This window comes from Mesobacillus persicus (genome assembly GCF_900109925.1).
Lineage (GTDB): Bacteria > Bacillota > Bacilli > Bacillales > Cytobacillaceae > Mesobacillus_B > Mesobacillus_B persicus.
This window is the reverse complement of sequence record NZ_FOBW01000009.1, coordinates 154,566-174,907: the sequence shown is the minus strand read 5'-3', so window position 1 is coordinate 174,907 and position 20,342 is coordinate 154,566. Positions and strand designations below refer to the sequence as shown.

The 20,342-nt window shown below is 38.8% G+C and carries 18 protein-coding genes and 1 other annotated feature; of the genes, 4 read left to right on the top strand and 14 right to left on the bottom strand.

The annotated features are described in order from the left end of the window. Positions 1–500: 500 nt before the first annotated feature. The 5 genes from pepF to BMX30_RS13945 form a co-directional block, all read right to left on the bottom strand. A complete protein-coding gene (pepF, locus tag BMX30_RS13965) occupies positions 501–2,318 on the bottom strand; it encodes an oligoendopeptidase F (protein ID WP_090746754.1) in 1,818 nt (605 codons plus the stop codon). A 338-nt stretch (positions 2,319–2,656) separates the two neighbouring features. After that, on the bottom strand, positions 2,657–3,853 hold the full coding sequence (locus tag BMX30_RS13960; RefSeq protein ID WP_090746751.1) for a competence protein CoiA: 1,197 nt from the start codon (positions 3,851–3,853) through the stop codon (positions 2,657–2,659). A gap of 115 nt (positions 3,854–3,968) precedes the next feature. Next, entirely contained in the window at positions 3,969–4,655 is a 687-nt protein-coding gene (gene mecA / locus BMX30_RS13955) for an adaptor protein MecA (protein WP_090746748.1), read from the bottom strand. Positions 4,656–5,003: 348 nt separating this feature from the next. Then, positions 5,004–5,399: a transcriptional regulator SpxA gene (spxA, locus tag BMX30_RS13950; protein WP_090746743.1), complete on the bottom strand. Its 396-nt coding sequence runs from the start codon at positions 5,397–5,399 to the stop codon at positions 5,004–5,006. 409 nt (positions 5,400–5,808) lie between these two features. Next, positions 5,809–6,378, bottom strand: a complete 570-nt coding sequence (locus BMX30_RS13945; RefSeq protein WP_090746740.1) for a GNAT family N-acetyltransferase — start codon at positions 6,376–6,378, stop codon at positions 5,809–5,811. A gap of 421 nt (positions 6,379–6,799) precedes the next feature. Here BMX30_RS13945 and BMX30_RS13935 point away from each other — a divergent pair, with 421 nt between their 5' ends. Then, the gene (locus BMX30_RS13935) at positions 6,800–6,985 is read left to right on the top strand and encodes a hypothetical protein (protein ID WP_090746736.1); all 186 of its coding nucleotides are present in this window, start codon (positions 6,800–6,802) and stop codon (positions 6,983–6,985) included. Between the two features lie 208 nt (positions 6,986–7,193). Continuing rightward, positions 7,194–7,416: a binding site (T-box leader), on the top strand. A 56-nt stretch (positions 7,417–7,472) separates the two neighbouring features. Then, positions 7,473–8,462 (top strand): tryptophan--tRNA ligase, encoded by a 990-nt coding sequence (trpS, locus tag BMX30_RS13930; protein WP_090746733.1) that lies wholly within the window; start codon positions 7,473–7,475, stop codon positions 8,460–8,462. A gap of 30 nt (positions 8,463–8,492) precedes the next feature. On the opposite strand, the gene BMX30_RS13925 is transcribed toward trpS, so the two are convergent. The 4 genes from BMX30_RS13925 to BMX30_RS13910 form a co-directional block, all read right to left on the bottom strand. Beyond that, a complete protein-coding gene (locus tag BMX30_RS13925) occupies positions 8,493–9,239 on the bottom strand; it encodes a YjbA family protein (protein ID WP_090746730.1) in 747 nt (248 codons plus the stop codon). Positions 9,240–9,650: 411 nt separating this feature from the next. Continuing rightward, positions 9,651–10,433 (bottom strand): DUF2268 domain-containing putative Zn-dependent protease, encoded by a 783-nt coding sequence (locus BMX30_RS13920; protein ID WP_090746728.1) that lies wholly within the window; start codon positions 10,431–10,433, stop codon positions 9,651–9,653. Between the two features lie 184 nt (positions 10,434–10,617). Continuing rightward, a complete protein-coding gene (fabF, locus tag BMX30_RS13915) occupies positions 10,618–11,859 on the bottom strand; it encodes a beta-ketoacyl-ACP synthase II (RefSeq protein ID WP_090746725.1) in 1,242 nt (413 codons plus the stop codon). A gap of 29 nt (positions 11,860–11,888) precedes the next feature. Next, positions 11,889–12,821, bottom strand: coding sequence for a beta-ketoacyl-ACP synthase III (locus tag BMX30_RS13910; protein ID WP_090746722.1), 933 nt, complete (start codon positions 12,819–12,821; stop codon positions 11,889–11,891). Between the two features lie 188 nt (positions 12,822–13,009). On the opposite strand from BMX30_RS13910, the gene BMX30_RS13905 reads away from it, so the two are divergent. Next, complete coding sequence (locus BMX30_RS13905; RefSeq protein ID WP_090746719.1) at positions 13,010–13,315, top strand: hypothetical protein; 306 nt, start codon at positions 13,010–13,012, stop codon at positions 13,313–13,315. 314 nt (positions 13,316–13,629) lie between these two features. On the opposite strand, the gene BMX30_RS13900 is transcribed toward BMX30_RS13905, so the two are convergent. From BMX30_RS13900 to BMX30_RS13890, 3 genes are all read right to left on the bottom strand, one after another. Next, a complete protein-coding gene (locus tag BMX30_RS13900; RefSeq protein ID WP_090746716.1) occupies positions 13,630–14,580 on the bottom strand; it encodes a BMP family ABC transporter substrate-binding protein in 951 nt (316 codons plus the stop codon). Between the two features lie 96 nt (positions 14,581–14,676). Continuing rightward, positions 14,677–15,561, bottom strand: coding sequence for a hypothetical protein (locus tag BMX30_RS13895; protein WP_090746712.1), 885 nt, complete (start codon positions 15,559–15,561; stop codon positions 14,677–14,679). A gap of 66 nt (positions 15,562–15,627) precedes the next feature. Further along, positions 15,628–16,365: an alpha/beta hydrolase family protein gene (locus tag BMX30_RS13890; protein ID WP_090746709.1), complete on the bottom strand. Its 738-nt coding sequence runs from the start codon at positions 16,363–16,365 to the stop codon at positions 15,628–15,630. A gap of 568 nt (positions 16,366–16,933) precedes the next feature. On the opposite strand from BMX30_RS13890, the gene BMX30_RS13885 reads away from it, so the two are divergent. After that, positions 16,934–17,125 (top strand): YjzD family protein, encoded by a 192-nt coding sequence (locus BMX30_RS13885; RefSeq protein WP_090746707.1) that lies wholly within the window; start codon positions 16,934–16,936, stop codon positions 17,123–17,125. A 106-nt stretch (positions 17,126–17,231) separates the two neighbouring features. Here BMX30_RS13885 and clpB read toward each other — a convergent pair whose 3' ends face one another. Further along, entirely contained in the window at positions 17,232–19,832 is a 2,601-nt protein-coding gene (clpB, locus tag BMX30_RS13880) for an ATP-dependent chaperone ClpB (RefSeq protein WP_090746704.1), read from the bottom strand. A 201-nt stretch (positions 19,833–20,033) separates the two neighbouring features. Further along, a complete protein-coding gene (locus tag BMX30_RS13875) occupies positions 20,034–20,222 on the bottom strand; it encodes a YjzC family protein (protein WP_090746702.1) in 189 nt (62 codons plus the stop codon). Positions 20,223–20,342 lie beyond the last annotated feature (120 nt).

Genomic DNA, 20,342 nt, shown 5'->3' with positions numbered 1-20,342 from the left:
CATTCACAAAAGCCTAAAACAAGATGTTTGTTCGTTATTTCACAATATTGTCAAATTCTATCATCTTTGTCCATTCGGTATCATATATTTTTAATATAGCGGAGATTCAACGGGAGGAATTTTAGTGAAAGTTTACTTACCCTGGATAATCATAACCCTGTCGATTTTTGTTTCATTTTGCCTTTATGTTTTAGGACTAATGAATATCGTTCCCCTTTTAATTAGCGGCCCAATTCTTTTTTTGGTACTATTAGTCTTTATTATTTTTATTAATGATCGGAAAAGGTTTAAAGGGTTCTAATTATGAAGCCGTAGCAAAACCCTAATTAAATATGGAAAAAGGCAGAGGAGCATATTTTAGCCCTCTGCCTTTTTCAATTGTAATGGCTGCAGAAACCGAGAGAGCCTCTCAGTACCCATAGTCAGTGACTAGTTGAGAGTATGGGAACCGAGCATGCCCCTCAATACATTATTAAGCCACCCGAGATAGCATGCATTTTTTACGACAGTAAAGCTTCCATTTCGTTTAGCTTTTCTTCAAATACTTTACAAGCATCTTCAATTGGCTTAGGGCTAGCCATATCCACTCCAGCCTTTTTCAGGACTTCAATCGGGTAATCGGAGCTCCCAGCCTTTAGGTAATCAATATAACGCTTAACAGCCGGTTCTCCTTCCTCAAGGATTTGCTTGCTAAGAGCGGTCGCTGCACTAAAGCCTGTTGCATACTGATAGACATAGTAATTGTAGTAGAAATGCGGAATTCTCGACCATTCTAGACCAATTTCTTCATCAATTTCGATATCTTCCTGCCCAAAATACTTCTTGTTTAATTCATAATAGTCCTTGGTTAATGAATCCGCGGTTAATGCTTGATTATTCTGTACCTGTTGATGGATCAGATGTTCAAATTCAGCAAACATCGTTTGTCTAAATACCGTTCCTCTGAACCCTTCTAGATAATGATTTAACAAATACAGTCGTTTCTGTTCATCATTAATTGATTTAAGTAAATAGTCATTTAAAAGAGCTTCATTACAAGTTGAAGCCACCTCTGCTACAAAAATTGAATAATTCCCATAGGCATACGGCTGACTCTTCCTTGTGTAATGGCTATGCAATGAATGGCCTAGTTCATGTGCTAGTGTAAACAAGTTATTAACATTATCTTGCCAGTTCATTAGTATATAAGGATTGGTTCCATATGACCCTGAGGAATAGGCGCCACTACGTTTCCCCTTATTTTCCTGAACATCAATCCAGCGATTATCAAAGCCCTCTTTTAATAACCCCACATACTCTTCTCCCATTGGAGCAAGCCCGTTTAATATGAGTTCTTTTGCTTCAGAATATGGAATTTCCATTTTCACGTTTTTAACAAGTGGAGTATAAAGATCGTACATATGAAGCTTATTAACTCCAAGAACCTTCCGACGTAGCTTTACATATCGATGAAGCAAGTGAAGATTATTATTTATGGTACCAACGAGGTTTTCATAAACGGTTTCCGGGATATTATTTGCTGATAACGCAGCATGTCTAGCTGAGCTATAATTTCGGATTCTTGCATTAAAGTTATCTCTTTTAATATTTCCACTAAGTGTACTTGCGAATGTATTACGGAATTTCCCGTAGGTACCGTACACCCCTTTAAAGGCGTCTTCTCTAACACGCCTATCTTCACTTTCGAGAAAACGTATATAGCGACCGTGGGTAATTTCTACTTCTTCATCATTTTCATCCCGTATGGTTGGAAATTCTAAATCGGCATTATTCAACATCCCAAACGTATTTGAAGGTGAACTCATCACCTCTGAAGCCTCGGCTAACAGGGCTTCCTGTTCTGCAGATAAAATATGTGGGCGTTGCAGATTGATTTCTTCAAGTGCATGTTGATAAAGCTGTAGCTCGCTTTTCTCTTCCAGCAAACCCTTTAATCTTTGTTCGTCAATCGAAAGAATCTCTGGAACAATGTAAGCGAGTGCACTTCCTGCTTGAGAAGATAGATTACTTATTCGATCGTTTAACCCCTGATAGAAAGAATTTGCCGTGTCTTGGTCATATCTCATATGGGCATATGTATATAGCTTACCTAGACGCTCAAGCAGTCGGTCTTGAAATTGAAGGGCTTCATACAGTTGCTCACCACTGTCCCCTAGCTTACCTTGATACTGTTGAACACCTGGCAGTAGTTCCTTTACTTCCTGAAACTCTTGTTCCCAAGCCTCATCACTTGAAAATATATCTTCAAGTCGCCACGTTTCCTCAACTGGAACCTCGCTTCTTGCAGGAAGCTTTTTCACCTGCGTTTCGTTACTCATATAACTCAATCCTCCAATCTGTATTCATTTCAGATAGAAACCTATCCTACTTAAGTTCTCCCTCCGTAACTAAAATCCTGCCTATAACCAAGGGTATTCATAACTACAAAGCCATTTGAACTATTTAAATCTCTTTTATTCTACGCAGCTTTTATTGATTTCATTAGGCTCTTTTCTCAAACTTTGTTGGTTTGAGCTTCGTTTCAGTGTGCTATCTTGAGATATGAATATGAGAAAAGAGCTTGAAAACATATTGAAATATAAAAATTGAGATTGTCTTACGTTAAAATCAGCTTTAGGATATTAAAAAACAAACGCCTTTAAATATAAAATTATTACTAAAATTGCTTCGTGATGACATCTTGATGCTTATTATAAAACATGTTTTCACTCTGAATCTGTTGATCAACGGTAGTGGATACCGTTAGTGGTCGATTCATAGCAAAGGTATTACTTGAAATTTTAATTAGATTCGAAGTCTTTACAAGTAAATCGAGATACTCTTCCACAGCATCAAGATAATGCCCTGTAAAACCTAATGGAAATTCGCGAATAGTGTTTTGTTGACTTCTAAGCCTGAGGGTAAAAGCGGTGGATATATTAGAAGTAGAAAAAGTGTTCCCTTTTTTCAAATGTCGGAAGATATCCAGAAAAAGATAAGTCTGCCAAATCAATGGTGGTGTTTCAATAAAAGGAGCAGATGGAACAGGTAGACCAAGCTCAGGTGGTAAAGTTTGCAGGTTGAACCTTTTGGTATACAATTCGGTTAAAAAGGCTCTTTGCGGCGGCCCAGGATGGATGAAGTAACCCCTTTTAAACTTTTGTAACTCATGTATCCATATGGGAATAAATTGAAATTTAGATGCAGGTGGTTTTAACAATTCATGAAGTTGGACTTGATTACGAGGAATTAGCGACAACGCAGCCGCTACCTTTCGAGTTGAAATCGGAATGGCATGGTTTATGAAAATAAAGTTGCGAGAATCAGGACAATAGGCGGATATTCCCCACCCTGTATTCCCCTGTTGGAGGAAGAGATATTGAAAGTGATTTAATGAAAGTACGTTCGACCCTATACGGTTAATTTGATTCCCTCCAAGTAGCCAAATTGGGGAGACACCATTTTTTTTATAACCTTCTGTTCGTTTTTTAAACAGCTCTTGATTGATTGGTGAACACTGAAACTCAATGGCAAATCTTTTATGATCCCATTCAAAGCTTATATCTGCCCTCTGACCACATTCAGGTATAAACTTTTCAAGTTCAGCGTCTACCCCCAATCCTTTCAGCCATTGATAAACTTGAAGTTTGCCTAAAAGATGATAATCTGATTCCCTCTCATAACCTTGGAGACAACTTGCTTCTTTCTGATGAGCAAAATGCCAAATTCGCTTGCTTCCAAGCTTTAAAGTGACAGCTCCATCACAAATCGGGCAAAAAAAAGCTTCCTTTCGCCGGTATTCATCTAATACCTTTTTATCCCAGCGTTCGGCAAGTGAAATCTTCTCTCCATTTTTTCTTTGTGCAATGAACATTCATATAGCCTCCTTTCTTTTTATTTGATATTCTTCAGAAATAAACGATTTCCTCCCAAGAAAATAAATAAAAAAAACAGCTCCTATTTTAATTAGGAACTGGTTAAGTCTTTAATTATGAAAAGTATTTATTTATCGTTGCAAAGACATCTTCTTCGATTATCTTATTGCCATATTCCTCTAAGCGATGGATGGTAACACCTGATTCGACGCCATATTCTAGAAGAATACTTAGGTAATTGTCAATCACATCTTCATCCTCAAAATCAACCTCAGTGAAATCGACATAAAGGTAGTATCTACCCTCATTACTAAACAAGCTGGTACTTACACCTAAAGAATCTAGGTCATTCCTTTTAGATAATGATATGAGGTCCTCAAAATCATTAAACAAAAGCACATACTCTAGTTCCTCTCCAAAAACTGAATCTGAATCTTCTGTGTCTTGCTGAGATCTCGGGTTAAAATGATGATCAAGCATCTCCTCGATTCGCTCATCCACCGGTAAATCCTTTAATTTCTCATCGGAAACAGGAAGATCAAACTTTTGACCATCTTTGGTCACTTGGGTCTTCGTAACAAGAATCTCCAGGCCCTTATCAAGTGCTTGAACTTGAATCCAGAGTGGTCCTTCAATCGTGAACTCTGCTTCATGATGAACTTCATCCATCATTTCCCAGAAGAGTTCCTCGCTACGTTCGCGGTTGTACCAGATTTCTTCTCGGTCAAAACCTCTTTCTTCTATATCAATATACGAAATATAAAACTTGACCGTATTCTCATTGATGCGTTCAATTTCCATTCATTATCTCTCCCTTCCAGGCAAAGAATTGAAGGGACTAATACCCCCGCAAGACTAATCAAGTCAGATATTCAACTCAATTGGTACTTTTAAATCAGTTAATCGTTCTATGAAGTGAAGAATATAATCTTGTACTACTAGTTTATGACAAAATCTTTGGTTTGGGAAATAAAAAACTTACCCATTTTCAAAAACAGCAAACACCTAGTTTTACTCCTGAAACAACCTAGCTCAAATAAGAAAAACCAAGAGTCTGGAGCAAGATATATTCCTTTTATTCTAACAGGTTCACAGTGTAAATTCAAATAGAAAGAAAGCCTCCGGTTCCAAATGGTCGGAGGCTAAAATTTAATTAACAAGCCGCTGAGCTTCCCTCAGTTGATAAGTGCGGACTTTTCTAGGTAAGAATCTGCGAATTTCATCTTCATTGTATCCCACTTGAAGTCGTTTCTCATCAATGATGATTGGTCGGCGTAGTAATCCAGGGTTTTCCTTGATAAGACCGTACAAATCTTGAAGCGGTAAGGATTCAAGATTAACATCAAGCTTTTGAAAAGTCTTGGACCGAGTGGAGATAATTTCATCAGTCCCATCTTCTGTCATACGCAATATTTCTTTGATCTCATCAATTGATAAAGGTTCTGAGAAAATATTGCGCTCCTGATATGGGATTTCATGTTCTTCAAGCCATGCTTTTGCTTTTCTACATGAAGTACAACTTGGTGAAGTGTATAAAGTTACCACAGCGAATCACACTCCTTAATTTTATAACAACTATCTATTGTCAGGCTTTAGCTCTTCTTTAAAATTAATATAAAATTATAATCTCTACAGTTAAATTATACACCAATCCTCGGACAATGGGTATCCTTTTTTTCAAAAGTTTTATGTAGCCTAACTTCATACTTTTAATACGGATAGGTTGGCTAAAAGTTTCATTCGTTTGCTAATTAAATCTTTAAGAGCTATTACTGACACCTTTGCTGGATAACCTTGTATGATAAAAGGTTTTACCTTATGAGTATTTCCCTAGCACAAGTTACTTTACCCACTTTTCTTTTCACTCAAACCTAAATTATCAACCTTTTTCAATTCTCAATTAAACAAAGAAAATGAAAACACAATCATCTACTAAGATGATTGTGCCTATAAATCATATATCCTCTAACAAATCATCATGATTATCCCTTTTGGTCAATACCTCTTCTACTGGTTGATAGGAGCGACCGTAAAACTCCTTATCCTTATAAGTATGAATCATCATGTACGTTTTCTTCATTGCCTCGAATATCTTTTGTTCTGATTCATTTGTAGGAGACCAATAAAGGATCTCGAGCGCATTCAATTCATTTGTCGCTAATGAGCGGCGGCTATAACCAATAGAAGTTGCATGCTCGAAACCTTCCCGCTTATAGAACTTCAAACGTTTCTCCGAATCACTGTCTTCATAATCAATTGGTTCCACTTCAAGGATGATAGGCTTCCCTTTCCGTTTTAACTTATCGATGAGCTTATGGCCAAGCCCTTCACCCCTGGAGGCTTTTGAAACAAATAAATAATCGATGAAAACAAAGTCCTCAAGTTCCACATACATTAAGACATGTTTAGGTCCTTCATCCTTATGATAAATTTCTGGGTGTTCTCTCAGAAGACTTTCCATATGTTCCTTTGATTTCATCTCTTCAACTGGAAAATACTGATTCAACTTTTCATACCAGTGCATTTTTCTTACTCCTTTTTGTTTATTTTTCAACCTTGGACAACCATATTAACAAGGCTCTTTCAGTAAGCTTTGTTGCTATTGACAAGGAATGTTGATTTCCGCTCCAGGCGCTTAGCGAACAGCGGGGCGTGCGGTGAGCCTCCTCGGCGCTTTGGCACCTGTGGGGTCTCACCTGCCCCGCTGCTCCCGCAGGAGTCAAGCGCCTTCCGCTCCAATCAACCGGTTTCATACAAAGTCATTATTCACAAAAACAATGAATAAACAATCATTTAGAAAATAGCTTATTTTAATAGCTGTTTGCTGTTAATTACTCCTTTTATTACTTGTCATTTTCTTTTACAATGAAAATAGAATAAAAATGGTTACCTGTTTTACCAAAGTTGTACCTATCACGAGACTGAACAGGAGATGGAGGTTTATCATGGGTGGATACATAGTGGATTTTATGATTGTTGCTCTTCTTGTTATTGGCATTACTGCTACAAACGGTGTGTTAACTAGTGCTATCGGTTTAAAGTTTTTTGGTGGTAAAGATAAAAGTGAAATTGTTGACAAATCTGTGAGTTTGCAATCAGGGTGGAAAAGCGTCGGTGGGAAGAAGAAATAATCCGACACTTTAGAATACCCCATTTTTGTGGTTACGAAACATTGGTCTGAAATGAAGGGATTCATTTCAGACCTTTTTTTCGGCTAGTCTTGAATTAATCCCTGCTGCTCTCCCAATAATGGGTAAGCGATGTCATATTAAAGTAAAAATCATGGCAAACCTTGATTCTAGCGGAGTTGTGATTTATAATTTTCTCAATACAAGATGATAGTAGGCGTTGAAAAAGAGTAGTACACCTGCTGTAGGTTTTCAGAGAGTTTGTGGATGGTGCGAACAAACAACCAGGTAAGTGGAATGGGCTTTTGAGCCTCTGCTGTGAATTTTAGTAGCAGCAGACGTTACCAGCGTTAATGGGTCATGCGTTTTTACGCATGAGTAAGAGGCTCTTTCTAGAGTAATTAGGGTGGCACCGCGGACCATTCGTCCCTATTTTTTTTGGGGATGTATGGTCTTTTTCTATTTTCTAAATTTTTTGGAGGTTTTTTAAATGAAAACAATCTTCTCAGGTATCCAGCCGAGTGGCACGATCACTCTCGGCAACTATATCGGAGCAATGAAACAATTCGTCGATCTACAAGAGGAATATAATTGTTATTTCTGTATTGTCGACCAACATGCCATAACGGTTCCACAGGACAGGCTGACATTACGTCAAAACACTCGTAGCCTTGCTGCTTTATACATCGCTTCAGGTATTGATCCGGATAAAGCAACACTTTTCATACAGTCTGAAGTTCCTGCACACGCCCAAGCAGGTTGGATGCTCCAATGTGTTGCCTATATAGGTGAGCTTGAAAGGATGACTCAATTCAAAGATAAATCTGCCGGTAAAGAAGCTGTGTCAGCAGGATTACTAACCTACCCACCTCTTATGGCCGCAGATATTCTTTTATATAATGCAGACCTTGTACCTGTTGGTGATGATCAAAAGCAACATATTGAGCTAACAAGAGATTTAGCTGAACGATTCAATAAGAAATATAATGATATCTTTACAATTCCGGAAGCAAGAATTGCTAAAGTTGGGGCAAGAATCATGTCTTTGCAAGATCCGCTAAAGAAAATGAGTAAATCGGATGTAAACCAAAAGGGGTTCATTTCCATGCTGGATACCCCAAAACAGATTGAGAAAAAAATCAAAAGTGCTGTGACTGATTCCGAAGGCATCGTTAAATATGATAAAGAGAACAAGCCTGGGATTTCGAACCTATTATCGATTTATTCTATCCTTACAAATCGTCCTATTAATGAAATTGAACAATCATATGAGGGTAAAGGTTATGGCGATTTTAAGGCTGATGTCGCCCAAGTGGTTATTGAGGCTGTTGAACCTATCCAGGCTAGATATAATCAATTAATGGAATCCTCAGAGCTTGATGCTATTCTTGACCATGGTGCCGAAAAAGCGAATAGGGCTGCAAGTAAAATGGTTAAAAAGATGGAAAATGCAATGGGACTAGGAAGAAAACGAAAATAAGACAAATAAAAAGGAGCCATTCGGCTCCTTTTAATTTACCTTTGATCCATGTTCCATTTCCCATAACTTCTCAAAGAAAGTTTGACCCTTAATTAAATTTTCACAGAAGGCATAATGCCGTTTTGACCATCCATACTTCGTGTCATGGTATAGCTCTTCCCAAACTTCTTCGAAAGATAGCTGTTGAATTTCCTGGTATTTCTCTGGGTTCCATTCAGTTAACCAATATCTAACTTCCGCGACATTCTGTGAAGAATGCAGTTGGTCCATTGCCATAAACAAGAGCTGTTTCAACTGCCGTTCTTTTCTTGTTAGTCCCTTCATTAAGTCAGGAGATGGAGAAAGAATATGATAATCTTTCAAAGAAGAATGATCATTAAAGTTATAGCTTCGTGTATCTTGATTTTCAAGCATTTCAAATACTAATTGTTCCTGCCTTGGGATTAGCCTACTTTTTCTAATTGGAATATTGTATCCGATTGTATCTACTGCCAAAATTCCTACACCATCTGATACGACGAAACAGTAATCCAACTGCACTCGTTCATGGTTTTTCCTAAGGTATGCTTTTTGATAGATATCTTCCATCAGCTGCTGTGGCAATTCAGATAAATCATTTTCTATGTAATTAAATAGAAGAGAATCAATTTTTAGAAGTGGCACTTGGTCCAATAGCTCCACGCCATCATCTTTTCTCCATTCATGAAAATGACAAACATTGTATCCATTTTCTTCGCCTTCAAACCAATTCACCCAAACATCGTGAAGATACAACATGATCTCAACCCCTCTCATCAAGTTACTCTTAGCACTCAGTATGGGCAGACATAAGTAAAATTATTCCTTATTTGATACAGATAGAAAGGATTAATCCTTTAAACAATTTAATAATAGTAGAATTGCTCTTTTCTTACGAAAGGGGTCTTTTAATAATGCTCTTTTCTCAAACTTTGTTGCGTTTGGATATGAGATAGGATAGGTTTATGCTTGTTTCACTGCTAAATTAGCTATTTAATTTTGAGAAAAGTGCCTGCAAACCTCCTGAAATGTATAAAATTTCCTTCCCTTACGTTAAAATCGGATTTGTGATTTTAACAACAATCTTAACGAGAACAGCCTTTAAAAAGGAGGAATTCACCATACCATCCGAGAAAAATAAAAAGCACTGCATTTAATGCAGTGGCTAATTTAATCGATTTCCTTTATAAAGGTTTCTGAAGGAAGGCGAAACGAATCTTTCATAGTTAATTGTTTATTATTATGTTTATATCTTTCAACTAGCTCGTAACCGAAGGCATAACCCATTAAAGGGGCGGAAGATTTATAACCAAAGAGGATTTCATCATGTATACTGGTATTTTTACGTGCGTCTAAATTATTCTTGATATGCTGTTCCCAAATTCGGGAAAGCTGTTTACTAGAGTAATAAGTACACCACTTAGCACGATAGCTCTCCCCACACGTCTCAAAAACAGCATTTTCCGCCAAGCCTTCTAATATGATTGAATCCAAGAGTGTATACTGATCCGCCCTTTTTTTTTGCTGTTTCATCCGACAGACATGGTGATATTCATGAACAAACAAGGCCTCTTGCTCGCCCTCATCATCTAATGGAGAAAGAAAGAGAAAGATCTTATCTCTAAACGACACGCCTGACTTACGTTCACCCCTATTTGAAAATATCCCTCCAGAATTCATTGGAAATAAATAAACAGGAACATCTGGACCCTTCCACTCTTTTCTATAGTTTTCAACTACCTTAGCCAGCCTATCCCAAGTTTCACTCTTTTGCATCCATTTAAAGGTGCCAAGAGTTCGACGATTCGGTTTGTACATGCCGAAATTGACCAGATATTGATAAATATTCTCCGGAGAATCTCCATTAAATGAATCCCGCAGGTGTTGTTCACAAATTTTGACCGGACGATGAAAGTCTTGTTCTAGCCATTCATCCGTTCGAACGATTCCCAAGCCACCACTTCCTTTTAATTCTAATGGAACAGATGATCCTTCATTATTAGAGTATGAATGGAAATAGAGTTTTGTTCTGCCCTGTTACACCTATTAAATCTAGAAGGTAACAATTGTATACCTACTCACTTTCTAGGCACAAAAAAGACCTAAATCATAAGCGATTTAGATCTTTTTGTACCCATTATTCAGAGAATTTTTTAAGCGCAATTGTAGCATTATGGCCACCAAAGCCTAGCGAGTTACTAATAGCAGCTTGAATGTCCTGTCTACGCGCCTCATTTGGTACATAATCGAGGTCACATTCAGGGTCAGGTGTTTCATAATTAATTGTCGGAGGCAAAACTCCATCCTTGATAGCTAAAGCAGTAAAGATTGCTTCAATACCTCCTGCTGCCCCAAGCAAATGTCCCGTCATAGACTTGGTAGAGCTTACGGCTAGCTTGTACGCATGCTCTCCAAACACATTTTTAATCGCCATGGTTTCAAACTTATCATTATAATCGGTACTAGTACCATGAGCATTAATATATCCGATATCCTCTGGGTTTAGGCCAGCATCTTCAAGAGCCATCCTCATTGCTCGTGCGCCGCCTTCTCCTTCTGGAGCAGGGGCCGTTATATGATATGCATCTCCTGTGGCACCATAGCCGACAATTTCAGCGTAAATCTTTGCCCCTCTTGCAAGAGCATGTTCTAAGTCTTCTAGAACAACAATCCCCGCTCCCTCACCCATGACAAAGCCATCGCGGTTTTTATCGAATGGCCTACTCGCAGACGCAGGGTCAAGGTTTGTTGATAACGCAGTATTTGCACAAAAGCCAGCAAAGCTCATTTTCGTAATTGGTGCTTCAGCTCCACCGCTTACCATTACATCTGCATCGCCTCGTTGAATGACCTTGAATGCATCGCCTATTGAGTTCGTTCCTGTTGCACAGGCTGTAACTGTACAGGAATTAAACCCACGAGCACCTAAAGTAATTGAAACCTGACCGGTAGCCATATCCGGAATCATCATTGGAACGAAGAAAGGGCTCACACGACGGTAGCCACGATTTAAGAAGGTCTCATGTTGTTGTTCAAATGTTTCCATTCCACCGATTCCAGAGCCAATCCAAACACCGACCCGATCTGCATTTTGATCATTAATCTCTAAACCAGCATCCTTTACAGCCATCATTGAAGCAGCAACAGCGTAATGGGTAAAACGATCCATTTTCCTCGCTTCTTTTTTCTGGATGAAATTTTCAATATTAAATTCCTTTAACTCAGCCGCAACCTTAGCTGGAAAGTCATCAGGATTTAACCGTGTAACGGGTCCGACACCCGAAACCCCATCAATGATATTTTTCCAGCTTGTCTCAGCATCATTTCCAACAGGAGTAACTGCTCCAATACCTGTCAAGACTACTCTACGTTTATTCATTTTTTGTCATCCCCTTATCTAAAGAGTTTTTAACGGCCCCAACGCATGGCGATGGCTCCCCAAGTTAAGCCGCCCCCAAAGCCGACCATTACAATGAGATCTCCATCTTTAATTTTTCCTGCTTCTACTTCCTCAACGATTGAGATTGGAATCGATGCGGCTGAAGTATTTCCATATTTATGGACGGTCTTGGACATTTTTTCTATAGGTAGCTCAAGACGTTGCCTAGCGGCCTCCATAATTCGAATATTCGCCTGGTGGGGAATAAGGAAATCAACATCCTCTTTTCCAAGGCCTGCTTTTTCTAGTACGTTGATACTACTCTCACCCATTTGCCTCACAGCGAATTTATAGACCTCTCTACCATTCATTCTAATATGAGTGTCTTGATAAAGATACTTTCCTCCGGACCCGTCAGAACCAAGTTCAAAGGAAAGGACACCTTTGCCCTCACTAACTGGCCCCATGACTACAGCTCCGGCCCCATCACCAAACAGCACTGCCGTATTCCGGTCTTCCCAGTCCGTAACTTTTGATAACTTTTCAACACCTACGATAAGGACATTTTTATACGCCCCTGTTTCAATAAACTGTTTAGCCGTTACCATCCCATACATAAAGCCAGCGCAAGCTGCACTAAGATCCATTGCTGCTACTTTTCTTAGACCAAGCCTTTCCTGAAGCATGCAAGCTACACTTGGAAACTGCTGATCTGGTGTTACAGTAGCAACTAAAACCATGTCTATTTCCTCAGGTTGTACATTGGCATTTTCCATTGCTTTCAAGGCTGCTTGAAAACCCAACTCTGATGTATCCATGTTATCTTCAGCTATTCTTCTTTCTTCAATTCCTGTTCTCGTCCGAATCCACTCATCAGAAGTATCCATACGCTTTTCAAGGTCAAGATTTGTCACAATTTTCTCTGGAACAAATCTCCCAATCCCAATTATCCCTGCATTCATGGAGTCATCTCCTTTAATTTCTTATCTATTCAATATTTTTATCATCAAATATTATTAGCTGGTACTAATTTTATCAGAAGAAGGGGGAAGCCTGCAACAAAGAATTCACTCGTTCCGCTAATGACTATTCAGGTTAATGCCCACAATCATAGACTAAATCAGACGACAAAATAAAGGAGGGAATAAAAATGGGCTTCGATTATCAAGAAGAAGAGAGTAACGATTCAATAACAACGAATACGGAAGAAAAACATTCCTTTGGAAACAGGAAGGAGGAACATCCTTTTGACCGGATGATGTTCGGTCCTAGTAGGAGCAAACATTCGCATCCGACAGAGCCTGAACCTAGGACAGAAGATAAAAAAGATATTTTAAATCAAATCAATTTAGAAGAAATCATGGGGCATGTTGATGCACTAATGGGATCAGCTAAGGAACTTAAACCTATGTTTAACAAGATTCGTCCCCTGATTGATCAATTCTTAAAGAAGTAACTAAAATTGCTGTGTTAAAGTGCAATGTCCGATTCTTGCAAGGTTGTTTCGAGCGGAGATTTTCGGACAATAGTAAAATAAAAAACAACCCAAAAAGAAGCTACGTTACCAGCCGTAGCTTCTTTTCTTTGGCTCTATTCTTGAACTTTGTTGCCTTTGGATCGGTAAAACGACTATTCAACGTGACTAAGCGAAAATGGAAATTTACATATGAGCATGAACTTGCATACCAAACGTACAAAATTAGCTTATCTTACTTTTAAATCGATTTTAGGGGTTTTTACAATAACCCTTGCGAAAACAGTCTTGTTCCTTCACTCATTAGGCAATTTACCTGTCTCTTTATAGTTCATAATGTATTGATGAATAGTCTCCCTGAATGACTCATCTACATTTGGGCTAAATGTACCAAGGGAGATTACCCCGTCTTGCATGTCGAAGTACAAATTCCCTGATTTCAACTGATCCTCATTATACTTTGATGCAGCTAACTCATAAAGCACATCAACATGCTGAACCGTGCTTGTCAGGACAGTTGATTCTCCCAGGTCCGATTGATCTGAAACATATCCCACAACAAACAAACCTTCCTCTTTTACCCTTTCAATTACTGGTATATTATAGCCGTCCCCAGCCGGATATATTACATCCGCACCATTAGCGAATACTTTTTCAAGCATTTGCATCGCCTTTTCATCATCATCCCAATGGCCAACATAATAGATTTCTACATCTATTTCATTATTATAATGGATAGCCCCTTCATAAAAACCTTCCACTTCTGGCTGCCATTCAAACGCTGCAATCACCCCTAGCTTTTTTGATTCTGTCATGTGAGCTGCAACCATTCCACCAAAAAAGCCCATAGCATAGGCATCAAAGTTCAAGCTTGTTGTATTATCATTTTTGGCATCTCCGTTAAAGGAGATAAAATGAATATCTGGATAACTCTCTGAGAGCGTATTAAAATACACCGCATACTCATTCCCATGGCCGAAAATTAGATTAACACCTTTATCAGCAAATTCCTGGACGGCTTCTTCCACCAAATCCTTTGAATTCATTCCTTCTTTATAAAACACATCGGCGTTGAAGCGTGATTGAATTTTCAGCAGTCCCCGATACCCTTCTGTCCCCCAAACCTGGTCACTAATAGTTTCAGGGACAAGTAGTCCAACTTTTTCAATTTTCCCTGATGAGAGGGGTTGTCCGCAGCCTCCTAGTAATAGCAGGCTAATCAAAATAAGCCCAATGCGTTTCAACATTTGCTGCAGCTCCTTTATTACATTAGTGCGAAAAATTTAGTATTATTTATAATTTTACTTTTTAAGCCTTGATTTGAAAAGAGTTTTCTCCTTATATTAACATCTACTTTGCCCTAAGAAATCATAATGGTCACGTTGCTTCTTAATGCCCTTATCATTTTCCAATGGTTTTGTTATAAAAACTAGTTTATATTCAGTTTCCTCATTTACTAATTTTTCTATATATGTCTCAACTCTTTTTCTTTTGTCGATTTGTTTTTTCCAATGATCATCACTATCACATATATCTAATATAGCACTATGATTACACAGTCTTTCTAGACAGTTAGCCCAATTGTTGACTTTTGAACTTCTTACAACATACTTTCCTGGTCGTTGACTGATTAACTCGCTAATCACCAAGGTTGCATCATCAATAAAAATGGCATCACTAAGTGATTCTCTAGAGTTAAGCATTAGGGTGGAACCCTCCCCTTTACCTAGTGACATTAGCTGCTGAAAAAAATACTCAGCCGGTTGCCAAGGCCCAAAAAGCGTTGGGAGAAATATTTCTTGATAGCTAAAACCATTTTCATTCAGTAGTTGCTTTAATTCCACAACTAGACCACTAGAAGCATCTTCCTCATAAATAAATTGTTCAGGGAGCAACAACGCAACCGTAAAATTTTCTGGTGATAAGGATGACAACATGTTAAAAAGGTCTAGTTCTTCAAACAAGACCCTCTCCGCTTTTTGAATATACAAATCATAGACTGGAATAATCACAGGTATCTTCTTTTGATTGTTTCTTTTTTCATGGACCCAACTCTCATCCTCAGTTTCAATAAAATTGGCATTCCGACCAATCTCTAATCGTTTCTCTTCGATAAAAGGATCAACATCCAACCATTGTGCTGTAACCTCTACGCCTTCATCAAGTAAAGCTTTAGATAAACTATAGCCCAAAAATCCAAATGCCCCCAAAACAACTGCTTTGTCCATTTGCAATCCCCCTGACACAAATCCTCACTGTATACTATGTTTTGAATAAGTGAATATTGCATAAGGTCAAAGGATTTCTTCATGTTGATTAAAAAATTGTATCGCCATCATCGCTATTTGCCCCTTCTTTTCAGGGACCATATAACAGATGGAAACTTGCACTTGATCTTCCCTCCACTTCTGGTAATACTCTTTCAGCACTGTAGACTGTTTATATGCACGGTTTCCTGACAAAACATGAACTACTTTAACTGGAACTTGGTTAGCGAGCTGCGGAAAATCATCATCAAGATTTTCGATATAATTTAGCACTTCTTCTTGCTCCAACTGGTAGGATACACACAATTCTTTCAGCAATTTTTTATAAAAAAATTTATGTTCCTTCTCCTGTTCTAAATGCTTACTCAAAGATAGGATTGGATTCACTAGTACTAATGAACGTATACTCTTATTCCTCTTTAATAACTGTATTGCTATTAGTGCCCCCATCCCCTCGGCAAGCACATGGATCTTTTCATTCAGGATTTCACTACGACGAATATGAGCACATAAACGGTCTGCTAAATCCACCGCCTTTTGGCTGCCCCAATTCATTCCATAAAGATTTGAATAAAAGACCGTATACCCGGCTTGTTTAAAATTCTCAATAAGTCTCTGCTTTCCCTCATTCTGTGTCCAAAAGCTGTTCTTCTCATCAACAAAATGTCTTTCATCTCCAAGAATTAGGATACCGAAACCGTTTGGCCTGTGAGGGTAGTGAATCATATTCCATTCGGTATCCAGTCTGAAGTTCCGGCTCTCCATTTTCAAAACTCCTTTATACAGTTTGTTCATAATAATGTATGAGGTTTTACTCAAAATGAATGGGGAATAGCCTACAAGTATCAACGGTTCCAACAATAGCCTGGTACTTTTTTAATTTAACTCTTTTCTCAAACTTTGTTATTTTCCGGTTTCAAATAGCACTTTTAGCTATATTTTCAAAAACAATAGTATTGTTCTTTTGTGAAAGGCTTTGTTAAACAAGTGTGTTGATTTCCGCTCCAGACGCTTGCTTTCCGCGGGGCGTGCGGTGAGCCTCCTCGTCGCTTTCGCTCCTGTGGGGTCTCACCTGTCCCGCTGCTCCCGCAGGAGTCAAGCGTCCTCCGCTCCAATCAACGGTTAGAAAAATCAACATTGTTCTTTAACAGAGCTTTTTTGAAAAGAGCTTGCACAAACTAAATTTAATCGCACCAAGTAGCTTTTTCTGGGTTAAAATCGGCTTTAGAATTTTAACAACAATCTTTATGAATACTGCCGTTATTTTTATTTATTAATTTTTTCCCTTATGGTAAGATAAATGAAGAACTTATGCAGGGTAGAGGTGAAAATCATGCGTTATTTCTGGACTTTGTTCTGGACTTTCCTACTAATTCAAATGCTGACTTATGTAACCGGCTCCATGCTTGGCGTGGGCTATGATTTACAAACAGGAATTATTCTAACAGTGGTCACGACAATTTTGGTATACATCGTTCCACTTGTACTACCTGAGGGACCTGCTGACGAACATGGATCTCATTAATTAAGAAGAAAAGTCATCCTAACGAAGGATGACTTTTTATTTCGCTCTTTTCTTAACCTTGTTGCTTTTTTATATAAGATACAAAATAGCTTACGAGAACAGCCTTTTATTTTATCTCCAGTTGTAGACCTTCCCCATTAATCGTAATTTCTACAACGCTCTTGTCGTGAATCCTCCCTGCGATAATCTCCTTCGCTAGTTTGGTTTCGACATTCCTTTGAATATACCTTTTTAATGGCCTCGCTCCATAGACAGGATCAAAACCATTTATCGCGATAAACTCTTTTGCGTCTTCACTGATGGTAACTTGAATATGCTGATTACTTAATCGTTTCTGTAATTCACCTAGCATTTTAACAACGATTGATTTAATTTCATTAAGATGCAGTGGTTTGAATAGAATAATTTCATCCACCCGATTTAAAAACTCTGGGCGGAAATGATTCCGAAGTTGGCCCATAACATTTTTCCTAGCCCCTTCGGATATACCTTCTTCATTTCCTGGTTGTTCAAGGAGAAAGTGGGAACCAATATTCGATGTCATAATAATCACAGTGTTTTTAAAATCGACCAATCGCCCCTGGGAATCTGTAATTCGGCCGTCATCTAACATTTGCAATAAAATATTAAACACTTCTGGATGGGCCTTTTCAATTTCATCAAACAGAATGACAGAATAAGGTTTTCTCCTGACAGCTTCCGTCAATTGCCCTCCCTCTTCATAGCCCACATAACCTGGAGGCGCTCCGACTAATCTTGATACAGAATGTTTCTCCATATACTCCGACATATCTAGTCGAATCATTTGATCTTCACTGTCAAATAGGGCTTGTGCTAATGTTTTGACAAGCTCTGTCTTACCAACCCCTGTTGGTCCTAAAAAGATAAAAGAGCCAATCGGTCGATTCGGATCTTTTATCCCTGCTCTTGCTCTAAGTACAGCATCAGAAACAAGAGACACCGCCTCCTCTTGACCTACAACCCGTTTTTGCAGAATGCTCTCAAGTCGCAAAAGCTTTTCCCGTTCTCCTTCTACTAGCCTAGTCACCGGAATACCTGTCCACCTGGCGACAATAGAAGCAATTTCTTCCTCGGTTACCTCTTCACGAAGGAGCCTCTCTTCTCCTCCATCAATCATTAGCTGCTCGATTTCTTTTAGTTCATTCTCAAGTGCTGGAATTTTCCCATGGCGGAGTTCAGCCGCTTTGTTCAAGTCATAATCATTTTCTGCTTTTTCAAGTTCATGTCGTAATTTTTCAAGCATCTCTCGCTTTTTCCGTACACTTTGGATATCGCCCTTTTCTTTTTCCCATCTTCCCTTCATCACATTGGCATTCTCTCTTAAATTGGCTAGGTCCTTTTGCAGAGCATATAGCCGTTCCCGGCTAGCATCATCTTTCTCCTTCTGTAAGGCCGCTTCTTCAATTTCCAATTGCATAATTTTTCTAGTAACCTCATCAAGTTCAATCGGCATTGAGTCAATTTCCGTACGGATCATGGCACAAGCTTCATCGACAAGGTCGATTGCTTTATCTGGGAGAAAGCGCTCAGTTATATATCTGTCGGAAAGAGTGGCAGCAGCGACGATTGAGCGATCATGGATATTTACCCCATGATGAATTTCGAACCTTTCCTTCAATCCCCTAAGAATAGAGATAGTATCTTCCACTGTAGGCTCCTCAACTAAAACCTGCTGAAATCTACGTTCTAAGGCTGGGTCTTTTTCGATATATTTTCGGTGCTCATCAAGTGTAGTTGCTCCAATACAATGAAGCTCTCCTCTTGCAAGCATGGGCTTTAACATATTTCCCGCATCCATCGCTCCCTCAGTCTTTCCTGCACCAACAATCGTATGAAGTTCATCGATAAAAAGTAGGATTTTCCCCTCACTTTTCTTAACCTCACTTAAAACTGCCTTTAGTCTTTCTTCAAACTCCCCCCTAAACTTTGCTCCTGCAATAAGAGAACCAATATCCAGGGAGAAAATCGTCTTATCCTTTAAGCCTTCTGGAACATCACGTCTAACAATTCTTTGGGCCAAACCCTCCACAATCGCAGTTTTCCCAACTCCCGGCTCACCAATTAGGACCGGATTATTCTTTGTCTTACGTGATAAAATCCTAATTACGTTTCTGATTTCACTGTCTCGCCCAATGACCGGATCCATTTTTCCAAATCTCGCCTCTTCGACTAAATCTCGACCATATTTTTTCAAGGCATCATAGCCTGCTTCCGGATTTTGTGAGGTCACTCTTTGACTCCCCCTTAAATCTTTAATCACTGTAAGTAATTGCTCTCGAGTGATGTTGTTTTTTTTCATAAGTCTATTTGCATCCGATACATCGGATATTTGTAAAGCTAGCATAATATGTTCAGCCGAAAGAAATTCATCTTGGAATTGTTTCATTTCTTTTTCTGCATTGACAAGAAGCCTTTGCAGAGTAGAGGTGATGTACAGTTTTCCAGCTTCTGCTCCACTACCCGTTACCTGCGGTTTTTTCTGTACTGCAACTTGTAAGTCGGTTTTGTACAGATCAACGTCTTCCCCAAGCCTAGCAAGAATCGTAGATGCTAGACCATCATCTTGAGTTAGCATTGATAGAAATAAATGGACATCATCTACCTCCTGCTGGCTTTGTTCAGCAGCTAATGATTGTGCCTGAAGAACTGCTTGTTGCATCTTTTCAGTCATCGAGTTAATATCCATTGGAATTCCCCCTATTTGACCATTTTTGACCTTTACTTCATTATATCCTCGTATGAACGAAAAATAAAGCCATCCTCTTCCGGATGGCCTTATTACTTATATCTAGCTTCAACGCCCTCAAGTAGGATAGTCAAACAACAAACTGCCTCGGCCGTATATCATTTACCTTAGTTTGAGAGATCCACATAGCGCTAACAATTTTTAAGTACCTCTATGGATTTTATGATACGTCCAAAGCCGGTTATGATTAGAGTTTTCTGGAAAATGGTCCCCAGCATTTAATTTAATCTTTTGTGGATTGTTGACATTGCTTCCTGTTTCGCCGATTTCAATATACACACCATTATTTGGCGCCTTTTGTCCCGCACGAAATTGTCGGTTTTGGCCCATATACCTGCCTCCTCCCTCTCAATGTCTTTGCTATATTATTATGGCCTATATGGTTACTTCTAATGAAGGGAAATTTGCCCAAAGGCTGACTCTTTAAAGGACATCCCCGAATAAAAAAAG